Raw genomic sequence first — 19,963 nt, forward strand, 5'->3', positions numbered from 1 at the left:
GGGATTCCCGGGAGGATGTCTGGGTTTTAAAGCTGCGATCGTGGGCTAAAATGGATCAAAAGGCTTGCTCAAGGGGACGAGTACCCAAAGAAAGCATCCAACAAGCAGGGGCGGCGGACCCAAAGTAGGAGAGAAGCACTCAAGCCAAAACCGCTGCGCTCATACCGGGCGACATCATCAGGGAAAGTGGCGAAGAGATTGCTGTTGGCGGATCAATCCGAACCCCTGATTGTGTCTGACGCGATCGCACTTTAGAAGTGTTACGATTGCCACAGAAAAGAAAAGAGAGCGAATTAGAAGGAAAAAGGACTGCATGAAAGAAATTGAAAAGTCAATATCCTTTGATGGACGGGATATTCGACTCACTATTGGGTTGTTTGCACCCCAGGCAGGTGGTGCGGTATTGATTCAGTCGGGAGATACGGCTGTATTCGTGACAGCGACCCGTTCTCAGGGCAGAGAGGGGATTGATTTTCTCCCCTTGTTGGTCGATTACGAAGAACGCCTCTATGCAGGGGGAAAAATTCCCGGGGGCTTCTTAAGACGTGAAGGAAGACCACCGGAAAAGGTCACCCTAACCTGTCGATTGATTGACCGTCCGTTGCGGCCTTTGATTCCCCAGTGGATTCGGGATGATATTCAAATTGTCGCTACAACCTGGTCAATGGACCCCCAAGTACCCCCGGATGTATTAGCGGTGACGGGTGCTTCAGTGGCCGTGCAGTTAGCCGGAATTCCCTTCTATGGTCCAATGGCAGCCGTGCGCGTCGGTTTGGTGGGCGATGATTTTATCATTAATCCCACCTATAAAGAAATCACCTCGGGAGATTTGGATCTCGTCGTAGCCGGGAGTCCCGATGGGGTGATCATGGTGGAAGCCGGTGCAAATCAGCTTCCAGAACAGGATATCATCGAAGCCATTGATTTCGGCTATGAAGCCACCTGCGACTTGATTCAAGCGCAGCGGGAAATCATGGAAGAATTAGGAATTGAGCAGGTGATTGAACCACCGCCTGAGATGGATCAAACCCTGGAAACGTTCATTCAGGAACGGACGACGGAAGGGATTAAAGAGATTTTGTCTCAGCATTTAGACAAAAACCTCCGGGATACGCGCTTAGATGAGATTAAAGACACCATTCAAGGACAAATTGCTCAGATGCCCGAGGAAGAACCTGTGAGGGTTGCGGCAACTTCTGATAGCAAAGCGGTGGGGAAAGTCTTTAAAGAAGTGACCAAGAAACTGATGCGGCGGCAGATTGTCGAAGATGGGGTGCGCGTCGATGGTCGTAAACTCGACGAAGTACGGCCCGTTTCTTGTCGCGTCGGACTGTTGCCCCAACGGGTTCATGGTAGCGCGTTATTCAACCGAGGATTAACTCAGGTGTTATCGTTGGTCACCTTGGGAACGCCAGGAGATGCCCAAGATTTAGCCGATGACTTGCATCCCGAAGATGAAAAGCGGTATCTGCACCATTACAACTTCCCGCCATTTTCCGTGGGAGAGACTCGACCGATGCGATCGCCTGGACGCCGGGAAATTGGTCATGGCGCTTTAGCAGAACGCGCCTTATTGCCGGTGTTACCGGATTATGACAAATTCCCCTATGTGATTCGCGTCGTCTCTGAGGTCCTCTCGTCCAACGGTTCTACCTCGATGGGTTCGGTGTGCGGTTCGACTTTGGGTCTCATGGATGCCGGTGTCCCCATCAAAAAACCCGTTTCCGGTGCAGCAATGGGTTTAATCAAAGAAGGGGATGAAGTTCGGATTTTGACCGATATCCAAGGGATCGAAGATTTCCTAGGAGATATGGACTTCAAGGTAGCCGGAACCGACACGGGGATCACGGCTTTGCAGATGGATATGAAAATCTCTGGGTTGTCGATGGAGACGATCGCCCTGGCGATTCAGCAAGCGAAACCCGCGCGACTGCATATCCTGGAAAAAATGCTAGAGACGATTGATACGCCTCGTGACGAACTCTCACCCTACGCGCCACGCCTGTTGACGATCAAGATTGATCCGGAATTCATTGGCATGGTGATTGGACCGGGCGGTAAGATGATCAAGAGCATTACCGAGGAAACCGGGGCCAAGATCGATATCCAGGATGATGGAACCGTCACAGTTTCGGCGATCGAAAGTGAAAAGGCACAGCGTGCGGTAACGATTATCCAAAACATGACCCGCAAGTTATCAGCGGGAGATGTTTATCTGGGGACCGTTACGCGGATTATTCCGATTGGTGCGTTTGTGGAATTCCTCCCTGGAAAAGAAGGGATGGTTCATATTTCTCAAATTGCGGATTATCGAGTCGGCAAGGTAGAAGATGAACTCGCCGTGGGTGATCAAGTCGTGATTAAAGTGCGCGATATTGATAACAAAGGGCGGATCAATCTCACTCGTCTGAACATTCATCCCGATGAGGCACAGGCTGCGCGGGAAGCAGCGGGACTCGCCTAGAAAAGTCTAGCTTTATCCCTCCAATTTGACCTGGAGGGGTCGCTCATGGCCTGCCTACAGGGATTTATTATCGGTTATAAGTGAGAATGGGTGATAGAAAGCTTCTGGAATCAGAAGCTTTTTGCATTTCAAGCAGGCGATCGCCGTTCTGATGGCAGAACAGAAACCCCACCCAGGATGTACCCAGGCGGTGGGGTTCATGCTAAGAAAGCAAATCAAACCACAACGGTGAGGGTGGACCTAATTTAATGTTAGTCGTCGAACCAATCTTCCCGACCTAACAAATCACAAATGCGATCGCGCAGCAAAAAGTCATTGTGTTCTAACTCTAGCTCGATGTTTCCCCATTCGCGAGCCGGAATGTACTTGCAAAGGGTATAAATCGGTTGCTGACGGCTAAGAATGCCTTTTTTGACGAGTTGACGCGCTTCTTGTTTGATAAAGCCTATGGTATATGAGATCGTAGCTTGAACCATATTGAAAACCGCTATCCCCTTCAGGGCGGTAGGAGAGTCCCTTAATTTTATAGTTAAAAAGGCGGTTTCGGCTACAGATTGCCCCCGCAAATCATCCCCGAACCATAACAATTTCTATAGCCTTTTATCAATTTGAATCAGGACTTAAGATCCCTAGCTTCCTGTGAAAGTAGGGTTTAGCTTGGGTCATACTCCTTCACTTTTGAGGACCGCAGAACGACTGAAGTCGTTACCACAAAAGAGGGATAACCGGGAAGGACGACTCCATGAGTTTTCCAATTTCAGAGAAATGACTTCAGCGGTTCTCCCCGGTTTTTGTAGTGACCACTTCCACCCTCTCTTCATTAAAATTAATATGGATCATCCAGGATTATTAACAGAAAACTCCAGACCCAGAGTGGGGAATCACCCGGGAGGCCCTAAACAGCCGACGGCCCCCCGCAGAGTTTTTGCGACTTTTTAGCAAAATTGGCGTGAAACGATCCCAATTCGCTTTACACTCATAGTCAGTATTTTGTCGAATTCTGTATCTGACTGAGTTAACCGTGCGAAAAATCATTCTGGCCGGTAATTGGAAAATGTACAAAACCCAGGCAGAAGCCCTGGAGTTTTTAGAGGGGTTCAAACCCAACGCAGAGGACGCCCCGGAGAATCGGGAAGTGGTTCTGTGCGTGCCATTCACTGCTTTAAGTGCTCTGTCCAAGAATTTGCACGGGAGTCGTATTCGCCTCGGTGCCCAAAATATTCATTGGGAAGAAGCCGGTGCCTATACAGGTGAAATTTCTGGCCCGATGCTGACGGAAATCGGCGTGCGCTATGTGATTATCGGGCATAGCGAACGCCGTCAATATTTTGGGGAAACCGATGAAACGGTCAACCTGCGCCTGAAAGCAGCCCAGAAATATGGACTGATTCCCATCCTCTGTGTGGGTGAAACGAAGGAACAACGCGCCGCTAAGGAGACGGAATCTCACATTTTAGGTCAACTGGAAAAAGACCTGGTAGATATCGACCAAACCCAGTTGGTGATTGCCTACGAACCGATTTGGGCGATCGGGACCGGGGAAACCTGTGAATCCGACGAAGCAAACCGCGTCATCGGTTTGATTCGCTCGAAATTGGACAATAAAGATATCACGATTCAGTATGGCGGATCGGTCAAACCGGACAATATCGATGAATTGATGGCAAAGCCAGAAATTGATGGGGTGTTGGTCGGTGGGGCCAGTCTCACCCCGGAAAGCTGGGGCAAAATTGTCAATTATCGCGCTTAGGTGGAACGGATAACGGTTCATTTGCGAACCGGAATCCATTCTAAGCAGGCGGGCTAAAATCAAGAAGCCCGCACCCTAGAAGGGTGGGGCTACACGAACGAAGCCCGCCTGTGCGGGCTAAAGAGAAAAATTTTAAAAACCAAATTGCGTATCAGTCATTTCTAATGTTGGTAGTTATCAGTCGTTTCTAATGTTCGTAGTAACGACTTCAGTCGTTTCTCATGTTCGTAGTAACGACTTCAGTCGTTTCTAATGTTCGTAGTAACGACTTCAGTCGTTTCTCATGTTCGTAGTAACGACTTCAGTCGTTTCTCATGTTCGTAGTAACGACTTCAGTCGTTATCCCCCATTCATAGTCAATCCCTAACTCTCAAAAGTCCTTAATCCCGGATGAATCATCAACCCTTGCCGCTGACAATTCGCGATCGCCCGTTTATCTGGGGTCAGCGCACCTATTTGATGGCGGTCCTTAACGTCACCCCGGATAGTTTTAGTGATGGCGGTGACTTCAACACCCTTGAAACAGCCGTTACTCATGCCAAGGCATTAATCAACGCCGGTGCCGATATCCTCGATATTGGGGGCCAGTCCACAAGACCCGGGGCCTTAGAAGTCTCCCTAACAGAAGAACTCAATCGTGTGGTTCCGGTAGTGCGATCGCTCCGCAAAAACCCCACTTTTGCCACCTGTCCCATTTCCATCGATACCTCGCGATCGCCTGTCGCAAAAGCTGCCGTAGAAGCGGGTGCAGATCTCATCAACGATGTCACCGGGGGAACCGGGGACCCCGAAATGTTCTCCGTCGTCGCCGCATTAGGCGTCCCCTTCATCCTCATGCATAGTCGAGGCACTCCCGAAACCATGCAAAAACTCACCGATTATCAGGATTTAATCGGCGACATCACCGAATTTTTCACCGTTCAAATTCAGAAGGCAACCGCTGCCGGGATTCAACCCCATCAGATTATTCTCGATCCGGGGATTGGGTTTGCTAAAACCTATGAGCAAAATCTGGACCTCATTAGAAACCTGTCCCAATTTCAAACATTAGGCTGTCCCCTCTTAGTCGGCCCTTCCCGCAAAAGTTTTATCGGACATCTGCTCAACCAACCGGACCCCAAACAGCGCGTCTGGGGAACTGCCGCTGCTTGTTGTGCTGCGATCGCCACCGGCAGTACCGACATCCTCCGCATCCATGACGTGGCCGAAATGCACGACGTTTGTCGAGTTGCCGATGCCCTTTATCGACCCAAAACTTAAGGGGGATTCGAGCCCTTTCCCGGCTGATTTGGGGGAGGATTTCCACCTGGGGGAGGATTATTCAGGTTATTCAGGTGTTGGCCGATTTCCGGCATATAAATTAGCTCCGACAGGGTATCATTTAACGCCTTCGGATCCATGAAAATCACCTTAGAGTTAGGACTTTCGCTCAATTTTTCATTTGCATCCACATAGCGTTTAGCCAGTAAATATTTCATCACTTCTGTGGTAGTCATCTGCGGTTGCAGCAAGTCTAAAATCAGTTGCACAGACTCCGCAGTTGCTTCTGCATCAACAATTGTGGCCCGTTTGCGAATCTCGGAAGCCCGTTGCATTTCCATCGATTCTAAAACCGTTTTGGGCGGGTCAAGGTCTTGCACTTCCACTCGCAACACTTTAATTCCCCAACTAAACGTAGCTTCATCTAAACTTTTTAACACCCGTCGATTAATTTCTTCAGTGGAATAAAAAGTTTGCTCTAATTCCATGTGACCAATGGTAGAGCGTAAAGTCGTTAAAACCAGGTTTTTAATCGCTAAATTAATATTATTAATTTCATAATAAGCTTTTTGTAAATCCATAATTTTCCAATAGACCACCGCATCTAATTTAATGGCGACGTTATCTTTGGTAATGGCATTTTGAGGGGGGACATCTAAAACCTGTTCCCGAGTGGTATCTTCTACTACAATACTTTCCACATAAGGAAACACAAAATTAGGACCGGGACTCAATTTTCGATTAAATCGGCCCAACCGTTCGACTAAGGCTTCGTTTCCTTCATTAATGACTTTAACCGCGCTAACGGTATAACCGAGAATGCCAAAAATTAGGGGAACGATGAAGGCAAAAAATGTATTCATAATTCATGATAACTGCAAAAAATAATCTCGAAACCGGCTGAAATTTTATCCCCCGCTTAGAGAATCCTTGCCGGAATTTCATTCCTGAACCCAAACCGACTCTTTGGGTTCAGGAATAGTACGCAAAAATCTTTTAGAAAGGTATTACCTCTAGTTTAATCGGTTTGTGAAGGTTCAGCATCCGTAGAAGGGCGATCGCATCATGAGTTGAAGATGCGATCGCCTTTACCCATGCCTCAATCCAACCGCCCGAGGGCCGCTTCACTGGTTGCCAACCACCGCGCCAAGCGCGTGGGAAGGGTTTCATTCAGGCGCAGGGCTGTTTCTTCCGTTCCCAGGGATTGGGCGTAGGCAGCGCTTAAAAATGGGGCATAAGTGCTCGCTTCCGGGGTCTGCTGTTTGACAAATGCCAAGGTGACCCCGCGCAGTAATTGCCGCAGGTTTTCCGTCTGTTCCCGAGTGGGGTCATCGGGTAAGGCGGTTTGACGTTCTAACAAACTGGGATAGTCGGGGTCGGTGACGCTAAAATGAGTCCCCCCGATCGCCGTGAGGAGATATTTCGGGTTTCCCAGTTGGGTAAAGGGTCGCAATTGATGGGTAACCGCAGGGGCCCAAGCATCGTCACTCCCTGCCACTAACAGAATCGGAATTTCAATTTTACTCAGTCCTTTTTCCCCGAATAAACTCCCAATATTGGGATTGAGGGCGACTGCCTGTTTAATCCTGCGATCGCGCAAGGTGATTTGATTTCCCGGTAATTCGGTGGCGGAACATTGCAATAAATCCGCAGGCGATCGGCCTAATTTACGACCCTCGCTACAAAAGTCTCGCAACTCGTTTAAATTTAACTCGCCTCCCGCTACCGCTAATGCTGCATATCCGCCTAAAGAATGTCCAATAATTACCGTTTCTTGGGTGTTTAATTTCCCCGTGAGAGAACCCGGTTGACGATTCATTTCGGCGAGTTCATCCAGCACGAAACTGATATCTTTGGGGAGTTCTAAGAAGACGGAAGCGGGGATTAAATTAGTTGGATCTAAGGTAACCGGGAGATTTTCAACCGATGCCTCATTAATGTCAGGATGTTCAATGGCAACGACGGTGATGCCGTGGGAGGCGAGATGTTGAGATAAATAGTTCAATAAGAAGCGATCGGACCCTAATCCGTGGGAAAGAACGGCTAGAGGTCCTTGAGGATTGGTCCCAAAATAAAGTTCAGCAGTAATCTCTCGATTGCGTTGGCGATCGCGAAAGGTGAGGGTTTGCTGAGAAACCATTTGCGAACCGGGTAAGGCGGGGTCGAAACTAGAGTAAAAGGGTTCGGTTTCGAGTTCTAGGTCACTTTCTAAGCGCGATCGCAAAATTTGCCCTTCTAAATAGGGAAGATTCAGCCGAGATGCGACGCCAATAGCGGAGGTGGCATCAAAGACAATATTATCCCCGGGTAAGGCTTTTAAAATGCCTAATAAACTCAAACCATTGCCTTGGGTGGCAACGAGTTTAATGGCATCTTTAATTTGCTCAATGGTGCTATCAGGAACGAGTAAGAAAATAGCGCGAACAAAGCGGTTTCCTTGGGGAGATTTGATAAGGCGATCCAGGGCGCGATCGCCAATGTCGGGGTCAATTTCCACCCGTTGCGCCAACACCTCTTGCAATCCGGCAGGTAAAAAGGGACCTATGGGGGCGAGGTTGCCGGGAAGTTTGCCGGTTCTGGCATACTGTTCTAAATCAGAAATGGCGATCGAGCCTTGCCAAGGACCGAGACGAAAGGTCAAACTTTCAGCCGCCAGAGTCGCCACATTTGCACCCGATGCGACTGCCAGCATTGCAGCAATCAGGGGTGCGATCGCCCGGTGATGCCACCGTCTAAACCGGCGATTAAGCCCAAAATTTACCGAGAATTTTCCTGATGAATCCCAGCCGATTATTTGAGTACGTTTCACAAGTTTTACCCTCTCAATTACGAGCGATCGTCAATGGGATTGAATCCCCCCAATCCACAGGTGTTCCCGACTCCATAACCTCAGTCTAACGTACAACACCCTGCCCTCAAAAGGGTCCCTCGGTTGCTGCGGGTAATTCCTAACTTTTCAATCTAAGTTTAACTAGCACATAAAAATATTTAATAGGTTTTAAAAAATAATGATGATAAAATAAACAAGAATAAATTTAAACCCAAAAACCCAACCCTAGAGGGTACTCTAGTTGTACCGTACCTTGGAGGAGTGCGAGCATCTTGCTCGCTATTTTTGAAGAAAGCGAGCAAGATGCTCGCACTCCTTCAATATCTGTTATTCCTAAGTTTAAAAGCCGTTATATGTCCAATCCACCCTTGTTTCACTGCCGATGAGAACCGACACAATTTTTTATACCATATTCCAAAAATATCCCTCTATCTTCTTTGAATTACTCCATCGTCCGATTGAAGAAGCCAGTGCTTATGATTTCACCTCCATTGAAGTCAAACAATTGGCTTTTCGGATTGATGGGGTATTCATGCCCACCGATGAGGAACCCAACCGACCCTTTTACCTCACCGAAGTGCAATTTCAACCCGATGATGAGCTTTACTATCGGATTTTTGCGGAACTCTTTATCTACCTGCGGCAATACAAACCGGCAAATCCCTGGCAAGTCGTCATCATTTACCCCAATCGGCGCATCGAGCCCAAAGACCAGTTACAATTTCAAGAACTGCTCAACTGCGATCGGGTCACCCGCATCTACCTGGAGGAACTCGAACCGGCAGGGGAAAGCACATTAGGTCTCGGAGTTGTTAAACTAATCGTAGAACCGGAAACGGCTGCGGTAGAAACAGCCAAACGCCTAATCGCCCAAGCCGCGATCGAACTCATCAATCCCAACCACCAACGGGACCTCATCGAACTCATTGAAACCATCATTATTTACAAGCTAACCACCAAAAGTCGAGAGGAGATAGCCGCTATGTTAGAACTAGGAAGTTGGAAAGACAATCGCTTCTATCAAGAAAGCGTTGCAGAGGGTCAGATGCAGGCCAGAATTAAGGCTGTTAAACCTTTAATGCGTCATGGCTTAAGTTTAGAAGCTATTGCTGAATCGTTAGAATTGCCACTAAATTTAGTTCGGGAAGCTGCCGAAGATAGCAATAGTCCGGAGAATTAACCCCACTCAATGCCGGGAGAAATCCGTAGGGTCACATAAACCACTCGACCCCCTCCAATCCATGACCCCTCTGTTGTCATGCCTGCATCATTAACAGGACTTCCGCCTATTTTGAGAACCCCTTATAAATGTAGAAGCGATTCGCGAATCGCCTCTACATTTAGGGGTAAAGTGTAAGTCCTCATGCAATGAATCGAGGGGGTTTTATCCCAGATTTAAGGTTAAAAGGAGATATCCCCCATGTTTGAACTAGGAAGTTGGAAAGACAATCGCTCCTATCAAGAATGTTTTGCAGAAGGCTGGATTGAAGGTTGGTTTGACGGGTGGAAGCAAGGCCAGATTGTGTTGATCAAACACTTGATTCGGAAAGGGGTCAGTTTAGAAGAGATTGCCCAGACGGTGGAATTGCCGTTAGAGTTAGTTGAGAAAGTAACCCTGTTGACGAAGGGGAAGGAAGATTAAATCTATTGTTTCATCACCGGCTGATGTTTGAATTTAAGCCAGTGATGGGATGAGTTTTCCGGGTTCTCTTTAACTCTGGAGATCTCTAAGATCCCACAAGCGCACTACACCATCACGACCTGCGGAGGCGAGATATTTGCGATCGGCACTGAAGGCTACGCTCTTCACCCAGCCGGTATGTCCAGAGAGTTGGCGCAGTTCCCTTCCCGTAGCCGTATCCCATAACTGCACAGTATTATCCGAACTTCCAGAAGCGAGGAATTTGCCATCGGGACTAAAGGCGACGCTATTCACCTCGCTTGTATGCCCCTTCAGTTGGCGCAGTCCCCTTCCCGTAGCCGTATCCCATAACTGTACGGTATTCCCACAACCCCCAGAAGCTAGGAATTTGCCATCGGGACTAAAGGCCAAGCTATTTTTAATCAAGCTAATATCTCCATAGAATTGGCGTAGTACCCTTCCCGTAGCCGTATCCCACAGCCGCCCGGTATAATCCCCACTCCCAGAAGCGAGGAATTTGCCATCAACACTGAAGGCTACGCTTTCCACCGAGTAGGTATCTCCACAGAGTTGGCGCAGTTCCCTTCCCGTAGCCGTATCCCACAGCCGCACGGTCTTATCCGAACTTCCAGAAGCGAGGAATTTGCCATCAAGACTGAAGGCTACACTATTCACCCAGCCGGTATGTCCAGAGAGTTGGCGCAGTTTCCTTCCCGTAGCCGTATCCCATAACTGCACAGTATTATCCGAACTCCCAGAAGCCAGGAATTTGCCATCAGGACTGAAGGCCACGCTATTCACCCGGGCCTTATGTCCAGAGAGTTGGAGCAGTTCCCTTCCCGTAGCTGTATCCCACAAACGCACGGTATAATCCCCATTCCCAGAAGCGAGGAATTTGCCATCAAGACTGAAGGCTACGCTATTCACCCAGCCGGTATGTCCAGAGAGTTGGCGCAGGTCCCTTCCCGTAGCCGGATCCCACAGCCGCACGGTATTATCCCCACTCCCAGAAACCAGGAATTTGCTATCGGGACTGAAGGCCACGCTATTCACCCGGCTGCTATGTCCGTAGAGTTGGCGCAGGTCCCTTCCCGTAGCCGAATCCCACAGCCGCACGGTATAATTTCCACTCCCAGAAGCGAGGAATTTGCCATCGAGACTGAAGGCCACGCTATATACTGAGGAGGTATGTCCACAGAGTTGATGCAGTTCCCTTCCCGTAGCCGGATCCCACAGCCGCACAGTATTATCCGAACTCCCAGAAGCGAGGAATTTGGCATCGGGACTAAAAGCAACGCTATATACCGAGCAGGTATGTCCACAGAGTTGAAGCAGTTCTCTTCCCGTAGCCGGATCCCACAGCCGCACGGTTTTATCATGACTCCCAGAAGCGAGGAATTTACCATCGGGACTGAAGGCCACGCTATACACCAAGCGGGTATGTCCAGAGAGTTGAAGCAGTTCTCTTCCCATAGCCGTATCCCAGAGCCGCACAGTATTATCCGAACTCCCAGAAGCGAGGAATTTGGCATCGGGACTGAAGGCCACGCTTTTCACTTTATGAGTATCTCCCTTAAGTTGACGTAGGAATTGCCCCGTCGTTAAATCCCAGAGGTAAATAGCTTGTTCCCCCCCTAAAGCTAACAGTTTTCCGTCCCGACTCACGGCACTCGAATTACCATAGGAGTCTATAACAGTAGTAGGGCAGTCGATTTCCCAGAGTGTCTCCCCACTACTCAGATTAAACAATGCCCCGCCACCCCCGGCACAGACAACCGCCAATTCCTGATTCAGCAGGATTACATTTTTAATTGTTCCACGCCCAAAACGCCGCACCATGCCCTGTGCTTGCAGCTCGGGCAAGATAAAATAGCCGCGTAGATCTACTGCGCCTTTGCCTGTACCTGATGTACTTGTTGGTTGGGGCTTTAAAACTGAGGGTGAAAGCTGACTTTTGGGGAGTGGGTGTTTTGTAGCAGAAATATTTGGAGAGCTATTTACCTGAGATGCCCCTGTTTTCCACCACTCATTGATATGGTTAGGTCGCTGATTTTTCTGTAGCGGTAAGGCAGAAGCGACTAAACTCTGCCAGGGTTCCTCTAATTGGGGTTCCCAGGGTTCTCCGATGAGGCGACTCAAAGCAGGGGGCGGTAGGGTCCCGGTAAGCATTTGATGTAAGAGCATCCCCAGTTCAAAAATATCGCTTTCTGGCCCGATCGCCTGGTTGCCAATCAGTTCCGGTGGGGCATAATCCGGTGTAAATGCTCGGGTACTCCGGGTGGGCCCGATCGCGGCGCTTTCTTGTTTAGCTGCCCCAAAATCGATTAAGACGATTCGCCCTTCTGGGGTTAGGAGAATATTGTCCGGTTTGAGGTCGAGATGATAGACTCCAGATTGATGAGTTACCACTAAGGCACTCACTAAAGCGGTCATGATTTCCCTAACTCGTTGCGGGTCTAATTTTTTCCCGGGCTGCTCGTCCAACTCTTGCCCTAGGGTTTTTCCCGATAACAGTTCCATCACCAAATAGGCGGTGTTTCTTTCTTGAAATAAGTCTTGCACTCGCACTAAACTGGGATGATTCAGTTTGGCTAAAATCTGCCCTTCTCGCAAAAATCGCGTTAACCAACGCTGATACATTTCTGTTTTGTTTTGGGGGACGGTTAATCCCCCATTGTTGCTGTGGCGATGGGCGAGTTCTTGGGGATAGTATTCTTTGATGGCGACGGGTTGTTCTAAGCCAATATGATGCGCGAGATAGGTGATGCCAAATCCACCGCGTCCTAGGGCATATTCGATTTCGTAGGTGTCGGCTTTTAAGCGGGTCTTTTCCGGGAGGAGGTTTTGCTGGAGTGCGGGGAAGTGAGCGCCGCATTTGGGGCAATATTGATGGGTTGACGGGATGCCGTCGGCATGACAGTTTAAACAACGCATGAGCCTATATGTCCACACCTACTCCGATTTTAATAATTTATCATGAAAGGGTGAGGGGTTTAATAAATTTTTGTAACGGTTTGGGGCTAGGGGTGGCAGGGTGCGAGCGATCGCCTCTTAATACTCTTAATACAATTTCTACAGTTATTCGCGCACATTCTTGGGAGTGCGAGCATCTTGCTCGCTATTGTTAAAAAAGCGAGCAAGATGCTCGTACTCCTTACAGCCTTTGACCGTTGAATGATGTTAACCTTCCTCGATGACGGCGGAGATTTCCGTTGCCATATTGATTAGAAATGCAGCGGAATCAGGTTTTCCATTTTCGGTTAGCATTTGAGCAATTTGGGCCAAAACTTGTACAAATCCTCGGTCTACTAAATCAGAATTATTATCTAAAAGTAGGGCGACATCTTCCCCACGTTCACAGGCTAAGATTCCTTCAATGAGTTGAATATAAGCTTGGGTCCGATCGCTGCGATCGGGGTTCATCATTTCTGTCGCTTGTCCAAAGGCGAGTTGTAACTGTTGGGCTAAATCCCCTAAAAAACTAGCCGCGTCTTCTTCCCCTTCTTTTTCTGCTCGGGCGGCTGCTTGTTCTAAAATGTAGATAAATTGAGCATCAACTAAATCTTCATTCTGTCGGAGAATCTCGACTTCTTCTCCTTCGGGACAATCTAATAATTTTTGAATGAGTTGGATATAAGCCCTGATCCGGTTATCAGTCATCGGGTTTTTTTATGATTTTACTCTTTTTATGGTAGGGCAAAATTGACCCCAACTGGTGAGGAATGTTAAGGGAAGCAGTAGAGTTTGATTTGGATGGGGGATTAACGACTGAAGTCGTTACTAAGAACGAAGAAGAACGACTGATCCTAAGTCCAGCGCTTAAAAGTTTAGTTTCTCTTTAGCCCGCGTAGGCGGGCTTTGTTCCTGTAGCCCCAGCGTTTACGGTGTGGGCTTCTCTTGAGGATTAATCAACGGAGAGGGGGAGATTCGAACTCCCGGAACCCTTGCGGATTCATCTGATTTCAAGTCAGACGCAATCGACCACTCTGCCACCTCTCCAGTGCGGCTCTGTTTTATCTTACCCCGAGTTGTCTGGAATTGAAAGAGTCAATTTGGGAAAAAATCCGATCGCCTCTAGGCAAGGGTGGCAACCGATTCTGGGTGTTGTTGATACAGCACCTCTTCGGAGGCGATGGCAAAATTTTGATCTACCCAAACCAGGGAGGCGCGAGTTACGGTGTTCCCTTGTAATTCAACAAGGGAGAAATTGCGTAATTGCCCCTTTTCTGTGGGGACAATCCGGGGGACGCGGGCCGCATTCAGGTAAACGGTGCCATCGCTGGTGGTATGCAGGGATTTCCGCAACTCGGTTTTCGTGTGGCGGAGGCGGTGGTGCATATGTCCGAAGGTGACTAGGGGGATGGTTTTGCCCATTTTGCGGGTTTGGGCGATCGCATCGGCAAAATCGGGGTCTCCAAAGTCGCCGCCTAGGGGTTTCCAGTCTTTGCCGCAGGGGTCTTCTGGGCGATCGCCTAAGCCTTTAGGTCCATTATGTCCTAGAAAAATGATCGTATCGAAGCTGGCGCGTTTGACGGCTGCCATAATGCGATCGGTAGACTCCACAAAACTGCTGACATCGCAGCGATCGCTATAAAAATCTGCATATTTCCATTCCGACCCTCCCCAGCTAAAGGGCCGGGACCCCACCACCGTGAGTCCAAACTGGGGAAAATCTAACTTGCCATACCCCACATGAGTCTCGCCGAGGATATCCAGTTGGGACTGGACCCAATCCTCACTCCGGCGATTGTAAGGGCAGGTTTTGCGACCCCAGTCCGTCGCGGTGAACCAAGCGTCATGGTTTCCAAACGTCACCGCTTTGGGAATGTCCAAGGCGGCGATCGCCCGAACAATCGGGACCGACTCATTGCCAAAATCCCCCACAAACAGCGCTAAATCAACCCCTAGCTGGGTTAGCGCTTCCCCATCGGCGGCCTCCCATTGTTCATGTACATCTCCAACAATGGCAATTTTAATCTGACTTTTCTGATAATTGTGTCCGAACATCCCTGTTTCTCTCGCTGCTCTTTATCTAGGATAGGCAATCAAGCGCCTGAATGCGAGGAAACTCCAACAACAACCGGCGGGGGATAAATCCCCCGCCTAACAGCTCAAGTCGGTTGAAACCGACTGAAAATCTTGCCTGGTGGTGTTTTCAGGCTTTTTTCACCCCATAGAAAGTCCGATCGCCTGATCTATTTAGTCGGTTTTAACCGACTTTAGCTATGAGGCGGGGGATTTATCCCCCGCCGGTTGTTGCTCTAGGCCCTTGTTCCTCTTTTTGGTAAAAAATACTATAATTAGGAATAACACCCTAAAGAACGGCAAGTTCACCCCCTGAAAACTGTGTTTACTGCTACTTTATCCCCGCCCAATTCTGCCCAAACCTCCGCGATTCCAGACGATTTATTTGCCGCCATTGAAGACCTCAAGCAGGAACTCAATGCCGTGATTCTCGCCCACTACTACCAAGAACCGGACATTCAGGATATTGCAGACTATATCGGTGACTCCCTGGAACTAGCGCGCAAAGCCGCTAATACCAACGCCGATGTCATCGTCTTTGCCGGAGTTCACTTCATGGCAGAAACGGCCAAAATCCTCAATCCCAATAAACTGGTGTTGCTGCCAGATTTGGATGCCGGTTGTTCCCTCGCTGATAGTTGTCCTCCCGATGCCTTTGGGGAATTTAAAGCCGCTCATCCGGATCATATAGTCATCTCTTACATTAACTGCTCGGCGGCGATTAAAGCCATGAGCGACATTATTTGCACCAGTTCTAATGCCGTCAAACTGGTGCTCCAAATTCCCGAAAATCAGCCGATTATTTTTGCCCCCGACCGCAATTTAGGCCGGTATGTGATGGAGCAAACGGGCCGGGATATGGTCCTTTGGCAAGGCAGTTGCATGGTGCATGAAACCTTTTCTGAAAAGAAAATTGTTCAGCTCAAAATTCAACATCCCGCAGCGGAAATCATTGCTCATCCCGAGTGTGAACCCCCGGTGTTGCGCCATGCTAATTATGTGGGTTCAACCAGTGCGTTGTTAAATTATGTTCAAAATAGTGACAGCAGCGTGTTTATTGTGGCCACGGAACCGGGAATCATTCATCAAATGCAAAAACAAGCGCCAGATAAACTGTTTATTCCTGCGCCACCGATGAATAGTTGTGCTTGTAATGAATGCCCTCACATGAGGCTGAATACGTTAGAGAAATTATATCTAGCAATGAAAAATCGTGCCCCGGAGATTACCTTACCGGAGGACACGCGCATGGCAGCCTTGCGCCCGATTCAACGAATGCTAGAAATGAGCGCATAATCAAGACAACCGGCGGGGGTTAAAACCCCCGCCTAATAGCTAAAGTCGGTTAAAACCGACTGCAAACACCATCGGATAAGATTTTTAGTTGTCGGTTGGAACCCAAATTTTGTATGAGTGGCAAGGCCCGGATTAAAACTGACTCAAAATACCACGGGATAATGATGAGCAGTCGGTTTTAACCGACTTTAGCTATTAGCTGGGGGTTTTAACCCCCAGCGGTTGTCTGACTCAAAACACCACGGGATAATGATGAGCAGTCGGTTTTAACCGACTTTAGCTATTAGCTGGGGGTTTTAACCCCCAGCGGTTGTTGCTACTTATTATTGATTCAAAAAGGCTTGAAGATGAGATGCAAGGTTCTCGATAACTCCTTCCTCATTTTGTAAACTTTTTTCAGCTTCGGCTTCGATGCGCGGAATGACATCCTCGGGCAAATTCAGGAGGGACACGAGTTTTTTGTAGGCTTCAGCTTCGTCAGCATTAATATTAGGTTCATCGGGAGTGCGAGCACTGGAAGCGATGACTTCATAGCCGAGTTGCAGAACCAGTTCCCGTTCCGGTTGGGTGGCGAGTTTAGGGATTAATTCTTCAAGGGGGATGTTTTGCATCATGTAGTCCCGCAGTTCTTCTTTGAGTTTGTCTTGTTGTTGGGGACTGACGGAAAATAACCGACTAAAGCGATCGAGCATGATATCGACTTCTTCTGCTGCGAGTTCACCATCCGCCCATGCCATTGCTGTGACAACTCGTAACAGGTTCATCTGACGCGGGGTGATGGAAGGTGGAGGTGGGGGTTGCATTACCATTGTTGTTTCCTCAAACGATGGGAAGTTGTGGCAAAACCTTATCATGCGATCGCCGGGTTCGCCCTCTAACGTAAGGTTATCTTAGGAAATGGGGTGCCGGAAGAGACGCCTGAAGGCGTCACTACGAACAAAAACAGAAAACTTGCGCCTCTTGTTCGTAGTAACGCCTTCAGGCGTTATCTCCTCTTCGCCAATTTACCCTTTCAGTTGCGTCACCGAAGTCCCTAACCAACCTTTGAGATTATTCTGTTGAGTCGCGGTGGGATTCTGAATGGGGACGATATTGTAAGTCGTAGGACGGGGTTGGGTGAGCACTGCCTCAACGGTTCGTAATTGTTCTTGATGGAAGACAGTAATTTGGATTTTGGACCCGGTTTGATAGTCTTTCAGGCGATCGCCCAAATCTTCGGCAGTAACGCGCATTCCATCGATCGCCAGTAACTCATCCTCGGCATCGATTCCCGCCCGTTGTGCCGGTGAGCCCATTTCTACAAATTTAATCACCGCTTTACCATTTTCTGTCTTAACTGTCAAGCCCAAAAACGGTGCTGCATCATTATTTTCAACAGGTTGCACTTTTAACCCAAAGGGTTGCAGATATTCATCCAGAGGTAATTCAGCAGTTCCGTGGATGTAGTCGTTAAAGAAGTCGGTTAAATCTTCTTCTGCAACGGATTCGATAATTTCTTTGAGTTCCTCGTCGGTGAAGCCAATTTCTTCGGGACCAAACCGTTGCCACATTTGCTGCATCACCTGATCCAGCGATCGCGCGTTGCCTGAGTTTGCCCGAATCCGCAAATCCAACAACAGGGAGACTAATTCTCCTTTCAAATAATAGGAAATTTGGGAATTATCGCTATTCGCATCCCGGCGATACAGTTTAATCCAAGCATCCCAACTGGATTCACTCAGGGGTTGATAACGTCGTCCCGGAAGCGTTTGCAACCGAGTAATATCTTTACTTAACCCTTGTAAGGCGACTTTCGCATCATAAATTCCCGCCCACAATGGCAGCAAAATATCATAATAACTGGTGGTTCCTTCACAAAACCAGAGAGAATTTATGTAGGTTTCCCCTTCATAGTTAAACACTTCCAAGGGTTTGGGACGAATGCGTTTGACATTCCACAAGTGGAAGAACTCGTGGGCGACTAATTGGATGAAGCGGTTGTATTTTTCAGTATTTCTAAAGCCAAAGCGGGGATAGTTTAAAGAACAGCTATTTTTATGTTCCAATCCACCATAGCCTTGGGAAGAGAGATGGAGGATAAATAAATAGCGATCGTAAGGTAAACCCCCAAATAGCCGACTTTCGGTTTCGATGATTTTTTCAATATCAGAAATCAGCCGTTCAGCTTGGAGATTTCCCTGGCCCCAAATGGCTAATTCATGGGGTTTATGTTCGACTTCAAAATAATAGGATTGGTGCGTGCCAATTTCAAAGGGGCTATCCACCAAGGTATCGAAATCCGGGGCGGTAAAGGTGTGGGGACGTCCAGACTTGGAGGGGAGTGAAGTGGTGACTCGCCATTCCGGTTTCGGGGGGATAATTTGAATGGAAATCGGGCTTTTTTCAAAGCCTGGGATATAAAAGAATAGGGCAGCACCGTTAAAATAGCCATGAGTGCTATCTAGGTGATTAGTTCGCACCGAGAGTTCATGGGCATAGATGCGATAGCGAACGATAATTTCTGAGAGTTCGGGGGTTTCGATTTGCCAGTGATTTTTGCTGAGTTTGCGCCAAGGTAGGGCGATTTCGTTGGCGTCTTCAGCGGAGAATTCCTGGAGATGTTTGGCATACTCCCGCACTAAATAGGAACCGGGAGTCCATACGGGCATTTTCAAATCCAGGACCGATGCGCGCCATCCCCGGACCTTTAACATCACGTCAAACAGATGAGATTCTGGCTCATACATCGCCACCTGATAGTAAATATCCGGTGCGATTCGAGGCATCGTACTCGGTGGAATTGTTGTTGCTTCAGTCATCGGTTATTTTTGTTAGGTTATCGGCTAATCTGGACTCGGTTAGGGGCAGTATGTTAGACTGTCGATTCGCCACGGTTGATGGTATGGCGGTGAGTGCTTCAGGCGCGATCGCCTTAATCCCCTTCCCTGTGGTTTAGAATGCCCCTAACCTTGGATATTTTCGGTGAAAAGGGTTCAAACGTGCCCCGCTAAGTGGGTTAACTGTTTGAGATTGACCAAATAAAGAGATTCAGCAGATTCATCAATTTTAATCCAGCCTTTGGCGTTCAATTTTTCCATGATTTTGCTGGTTTCTTCGACGCCAATATCGGTGACATCTGCTAAGTCTTTATAGGGAATATTGTAGATTTCTGTCCCTTTTTCGGTGGACTGTCCATAGTTTTCCGCCAGAGAAACTAAGGTATTCGCAAGTTTGACCGCAGGGGGACGATTCCGCAATTGAAAGCGTAGATTGGTTTGTCGCAGTCGTCGGACCATGAGTTGGAGCATCCGATGATGGAGTTGAGCGTCTTTAAACAGGGTTTGGATAAACCGCTGGGCGGAAACGCTCAGGAGTTGTACCGTTGAGAGGGCAATCACGTCGGTGGAACGAGGCGACTCATCCAGAATGGCCATTTCTCCGAAGAAGTCACCTCGCCCGAGAATCGCCAGTGTTACTACATTGTCTCCATATAGGCGTCGGACTTTGACCCAACCCGTGACGATAAAGTAAACGGCATTGCCCCAGGCATCTTCCATTAAGACTGCTCTGCCTGATGGATACTCGTGCTCAACCGCAACGGACAAAAGCCATTCCAGGGTTTCTGGATTGGCGGCACTAAATAGCGGGAAAAGCTCACTAAAGGCTTCGGTCTGCATGAAAGATATTTAAGATAGGGAATGAGGATAAGTAATAGCG

General features: G+C 48.4%; 15 protein-coding genes and 1 tRNA gene. 6 read left to right on the forward strand and 10 right to left on the reverse strand.

Annotation, left to right across the window (positions count from 1 at the left end; genetic code table 11):
• Nucleotides 1-313 precede the first annotated feature (313 nt).
• Nucleotides 314-2,464 (forward strand): polyribonucleotide nucleotidyltransferase, encoded by a 2,151-nt coding sequence (locus NG795_RS16710; protein ID WP_367289783.1) that lies wholly within the window; start codon nt 314-316, stop codon nt 2,462-2,464.
• A gap of 251 nt (nt 2,465-2,715) precedes the next feature.
• Here NG795_RS16710 and NG795_RS16715 read toward each other — a convergent pair whose 3' ends face one another.
• Nucleotides 2,716-2,940, reverse strand: coding sequence for a DUF4327 family protein (locus tag NG795_RS16715; RefSeq protein ID WP_367289784.1), 225 nt, complete (start codon nt 2,938-2,940; stop codon nt 2,716-2,718).
• A 545-nt stretch (nt 2,941-3,485) separates the two neighbouring features.
• Between NG795_RS16715 and tpiA the strand changes: the two genes are divergently transcribed.
• A complete protein-coding gene (tpiA, locus tag NG795_RS16720) occupies nt 3,486-4,214 on the forward strand; it encodes a triose-phosphate isomerase (protein ID WP_367289785.1) in 729 nt (242 codons plus the stop codon).
• A gap of 390 nt (nt 4,215-4,604) precedes the next feature.
• Nucleotides 4,605-5,474 (forward strand): dihydropteroate synthase, encoded by an 870-nt coding sequence (gene folP / locus NG795_RS16725; protein WP_367289786.1) that lies wholly within the window; start codon nt 4,605-4,607, stop codon nt 5,472-5,474.
• Here the strand turns inward: folP and NG795_RS16730 are convergent.
• Together NG795_RS16730 and NG795_RS16735 are read right to left on the reverse strand one after the other, a co-directional pair.
• Nucleotides 5,471-6,337, reverse strand: coding sequence for an SPFH domain-containing protein (locus NG795_RS16730; RefSeq protein ID WP_367289787.1), 867 nt, complete (start codon nt 6,335-6,337; stop codon nt 5,471-5,473). The two genes, folP and NG795_RS16730, sit on opposite strands and share 4 nt — an antisense overlap.
• Nucleotides 6,338-6,573: 236 nt before the next feature.
• Nucleotides 6,574-8,283: an alpha/beta hydrolase gene (locus NG795_RS16735; RefSeq protein WP_367289788.1), complete on the reverse strand. Its 1,710-nt coding sequence runs from the start codon at nt 8,281-8,283 to the stop codon at nt 6,574-6,576.
• 403 nt (nt 8,284-8,686) lie between these two features.
• Here NG795_RS16735 and NG795_RS16740 point away from each other — a divergent pair, with 403 nt between their 5' ends.
• Nucleotides 8,687-9,484 (forward strand): Rpn family recombination-promoting nuclease/putative transposase, encoded by a 798-nt coding sequence (locus NG795_RS16740; RefSeq protein ID WP_367289789.1) that lies wholly within the window; start codon nt 8,687-8,689, stop codon nt 9,482-9,484.
• Nucleotides 9,485-9,724: 240 nt separating this feature from the next.
• Nucleotides 9,725-9,946: a hypothetical protein gene (locus NG795_RS16745; RefSeq protein WP_367289790.1), complete on the forward strand. Its 222-nt coding sequence runs from the start codon at nt 9,725-9,727 to the stop codon at nt 9,944-9,946.
• A 69-nt stretch (nt 9,947-10,015) separates the two neighbouring features.
• Here the strand turns inward: NG795_RS16745 and NG795_RS16750 are convergent, their stop codons facing one another.
• The 4 genes from NG795_RS16750 to NG795_RS16765 form a co-directional block, all read right to left on the reverse strand.
• Entirely contained in the window at nt 10,016-12,880 is a 2,865-nt protein-coding gene (locus NG795_RS16750) for a WD40 domain-containing protein (RefSeq protein ID WP_367289791.1), read from the reverse strand.
• 246 nt (nt 12,881-13,126) lie between these two features.
• On the reverse strand, nt 13,127-13,606 hold the full coding sequence (locus NG795_RS16755; RefSeq protein WP_367289792.1) for a hypothetical protein: 480 nt from the start codon (nt 13,604-13,606) through the stop codon (nt 13,127-13,129).
• Between the two features lie 252 nt (nt 13,607-13,858).
• A tRNA-Ser gene (locus NG795_RS16760) sits at nt 13,859-13,945 on the reverse strand.
• A 75-nt stretch (nt 13,946-14,020) separates the two neighbouring features.
• The gene (locus NG795_RS16765; RefSeq protein ID WP_367289793.1) at nt 14,021-14,953 is read right to left on the reverse strand and encodes a TIGR04168 family protein; all 933 of its coding nucleotides are present in this window, start codon (nt 14,951-14,953) and stop codon (nt 14,021-14,023) included.
• A gap of 339 nt (nt 14,954-15,292) precedes the next feature.
• Between NG795_RS16765 and nadA the strand changes: the two genes are divergently transcribed.
• Complete coding sequence (gene nadA / locus NG795_RS16770) at nt 15,293-16,267, forward strand: quinolinate synthase NadA (protein WP_367289794.1); 975 nt, start codon at nt 15,293-15,295, stop codon at nt 16,265-16,267.
• A gap of 323 nt (nt 16,268-16,590) precedes the next feature.
• Here nadA and NG795_RS16775 read toward each other — a convergent pair whose 3' ends face one another.
• The 3 genes from NG795_RS16775 to NG795_RS16785 form a co-directional block, all read right to left on the reverse strand.
• The gene (locus NG795_RS16775; RefSeq protein WP_367289795.1) at nt 16,591-17,076 is read right to left on the reverse strand and encodes a tellurite resistance TerB family protein; all 486 of its coding nucleotides are present in this window, start codon (nt 17,074-17,076) and stop codon (nt 16,591-16,593) included.
• Between the two features lie 195 nt (nt 17,077-17,271).
• Nucleotides 17,272-19,065 (reverse strand): M61 family metallopeptidase, encoded by a 1,794-nt coding sequence (locus NG795_RS16780; protein ID WP_367289796.1) that lies wholly within the window; start codon nt 19,063-19,065, stop codon nt 17,272-17,274.
• Nucleotides 19,066-19,239: 174 nt separating this feature from the next.
• The gene (locus NG795_RS16785; protein ID WP_367289797.1) at nt 19,240-19,923 is read right to left on the reverse strand and encodes a Crp/Fnr family transcriptional regulator; all 684 of its coding nucleotides are present in this window, start codon (nt 19,921-19,923) and stop codon (nt 19,240-19,242) included.
• Nucleotides 19,924-19,963: the final 40 nt, after the last annotated feature.

It is taken from the genome of Laspinema palackyanum D2c, assembly GCF_025370875.1.
Taxonomy (GTDB): domain Bacteria; phylum Cyanobacteriota; class Cyanobacteriia; order Cyanobacteriales; family Laspinemataceae; genus Laspinema; species Laspinema palackyanum.

Excerpts from the sequence above, each read along its gene's own strand:
- NG795_RS16740 (WP_367289789.1), top strand. The coding sequence starts at position 8,687 with ATGAGAACCGACACAATTTTTTATACCATATTCCAAAAATATCCCTCT.
- NG795_RS16710 (WP_367289783.1), top strand. The coding sequence starts at position 314 with ATGAAAGAAATTGAAAAGTCAATATCCTTTGATGGACGGGATATTCGA.
- NG795_RS16715 (WP_367289784.1), bottom strand. The coding sequence starts at position 2,940 with ATGGTTCAAGCTACGATCTCATATACCATAGGCTTTATCAAACAAGAA.
- NG795_RS16780 (WP_367289796.1), bottom strand. The coding sequence starts at position 19,065 with ATGACTGAAGCAACAACAATTCCACCGAGTACGATGCCTCGAATCGCA.
- folP (WP_367289786.1), top strand. The coding sequence starts at position 4,605 with ATGAATCATCAACCCTTGCCGCTGACAATTCGCGATCGCCCGTTTATC.
- NG795_RS16785 (WP_367289797.1), bottom strand. The coding sequence starts at position 19,923 with ATGCAGACCGAAGCCTTTAGTGAGCTTTTCCCGCTATTTAGTGCCGCC.
- NG795_RS16775 (WP_367289795.1), bottom strand. The coding sequence starts at position 17,076 with ATGGTAATGCAACCCCCACCTCCACCTTCCATCACCCCGCGTCAGATG.
- NG795_RS16750 (WP_367289791.1), bottom strand. The coding sequence starts at position 12,880 with ATGCGTTGTTTAAACTGTCATGCCGACGGCATCCCGTCAACCCATCAA.
- NG795_RS16765 (WP_367289793.1), bottom strand. The coding sequence starts at position 14,953 with ATGTTCGGACACAATTATCAGAAAAGTCAGATTAAAATTGCCATTGTT.
- NG795_RS16745 (WP_367289790.1), top strand. The coding sequence starts at position 9,725 with ATGTTTGAACTAGGAAGTTGGAAAGACAATCGCTCCTATCAAGAATGT.
- NG795_RS16730 (WP_367289787.1), bottom strand. The coding sequence starts at position 6,337 with ATGAATACATTTTTTGCCTTCATCGTTCCCCTAATTTTTGGCATTCTC.
- NG795_RS16755 (WP_367289792.1), bottom strand. The coding sequence starts at position 13,606 with ATGACTGATAACCGGATCAGGGCTTATATCCAACTCATTCAAAAATTA.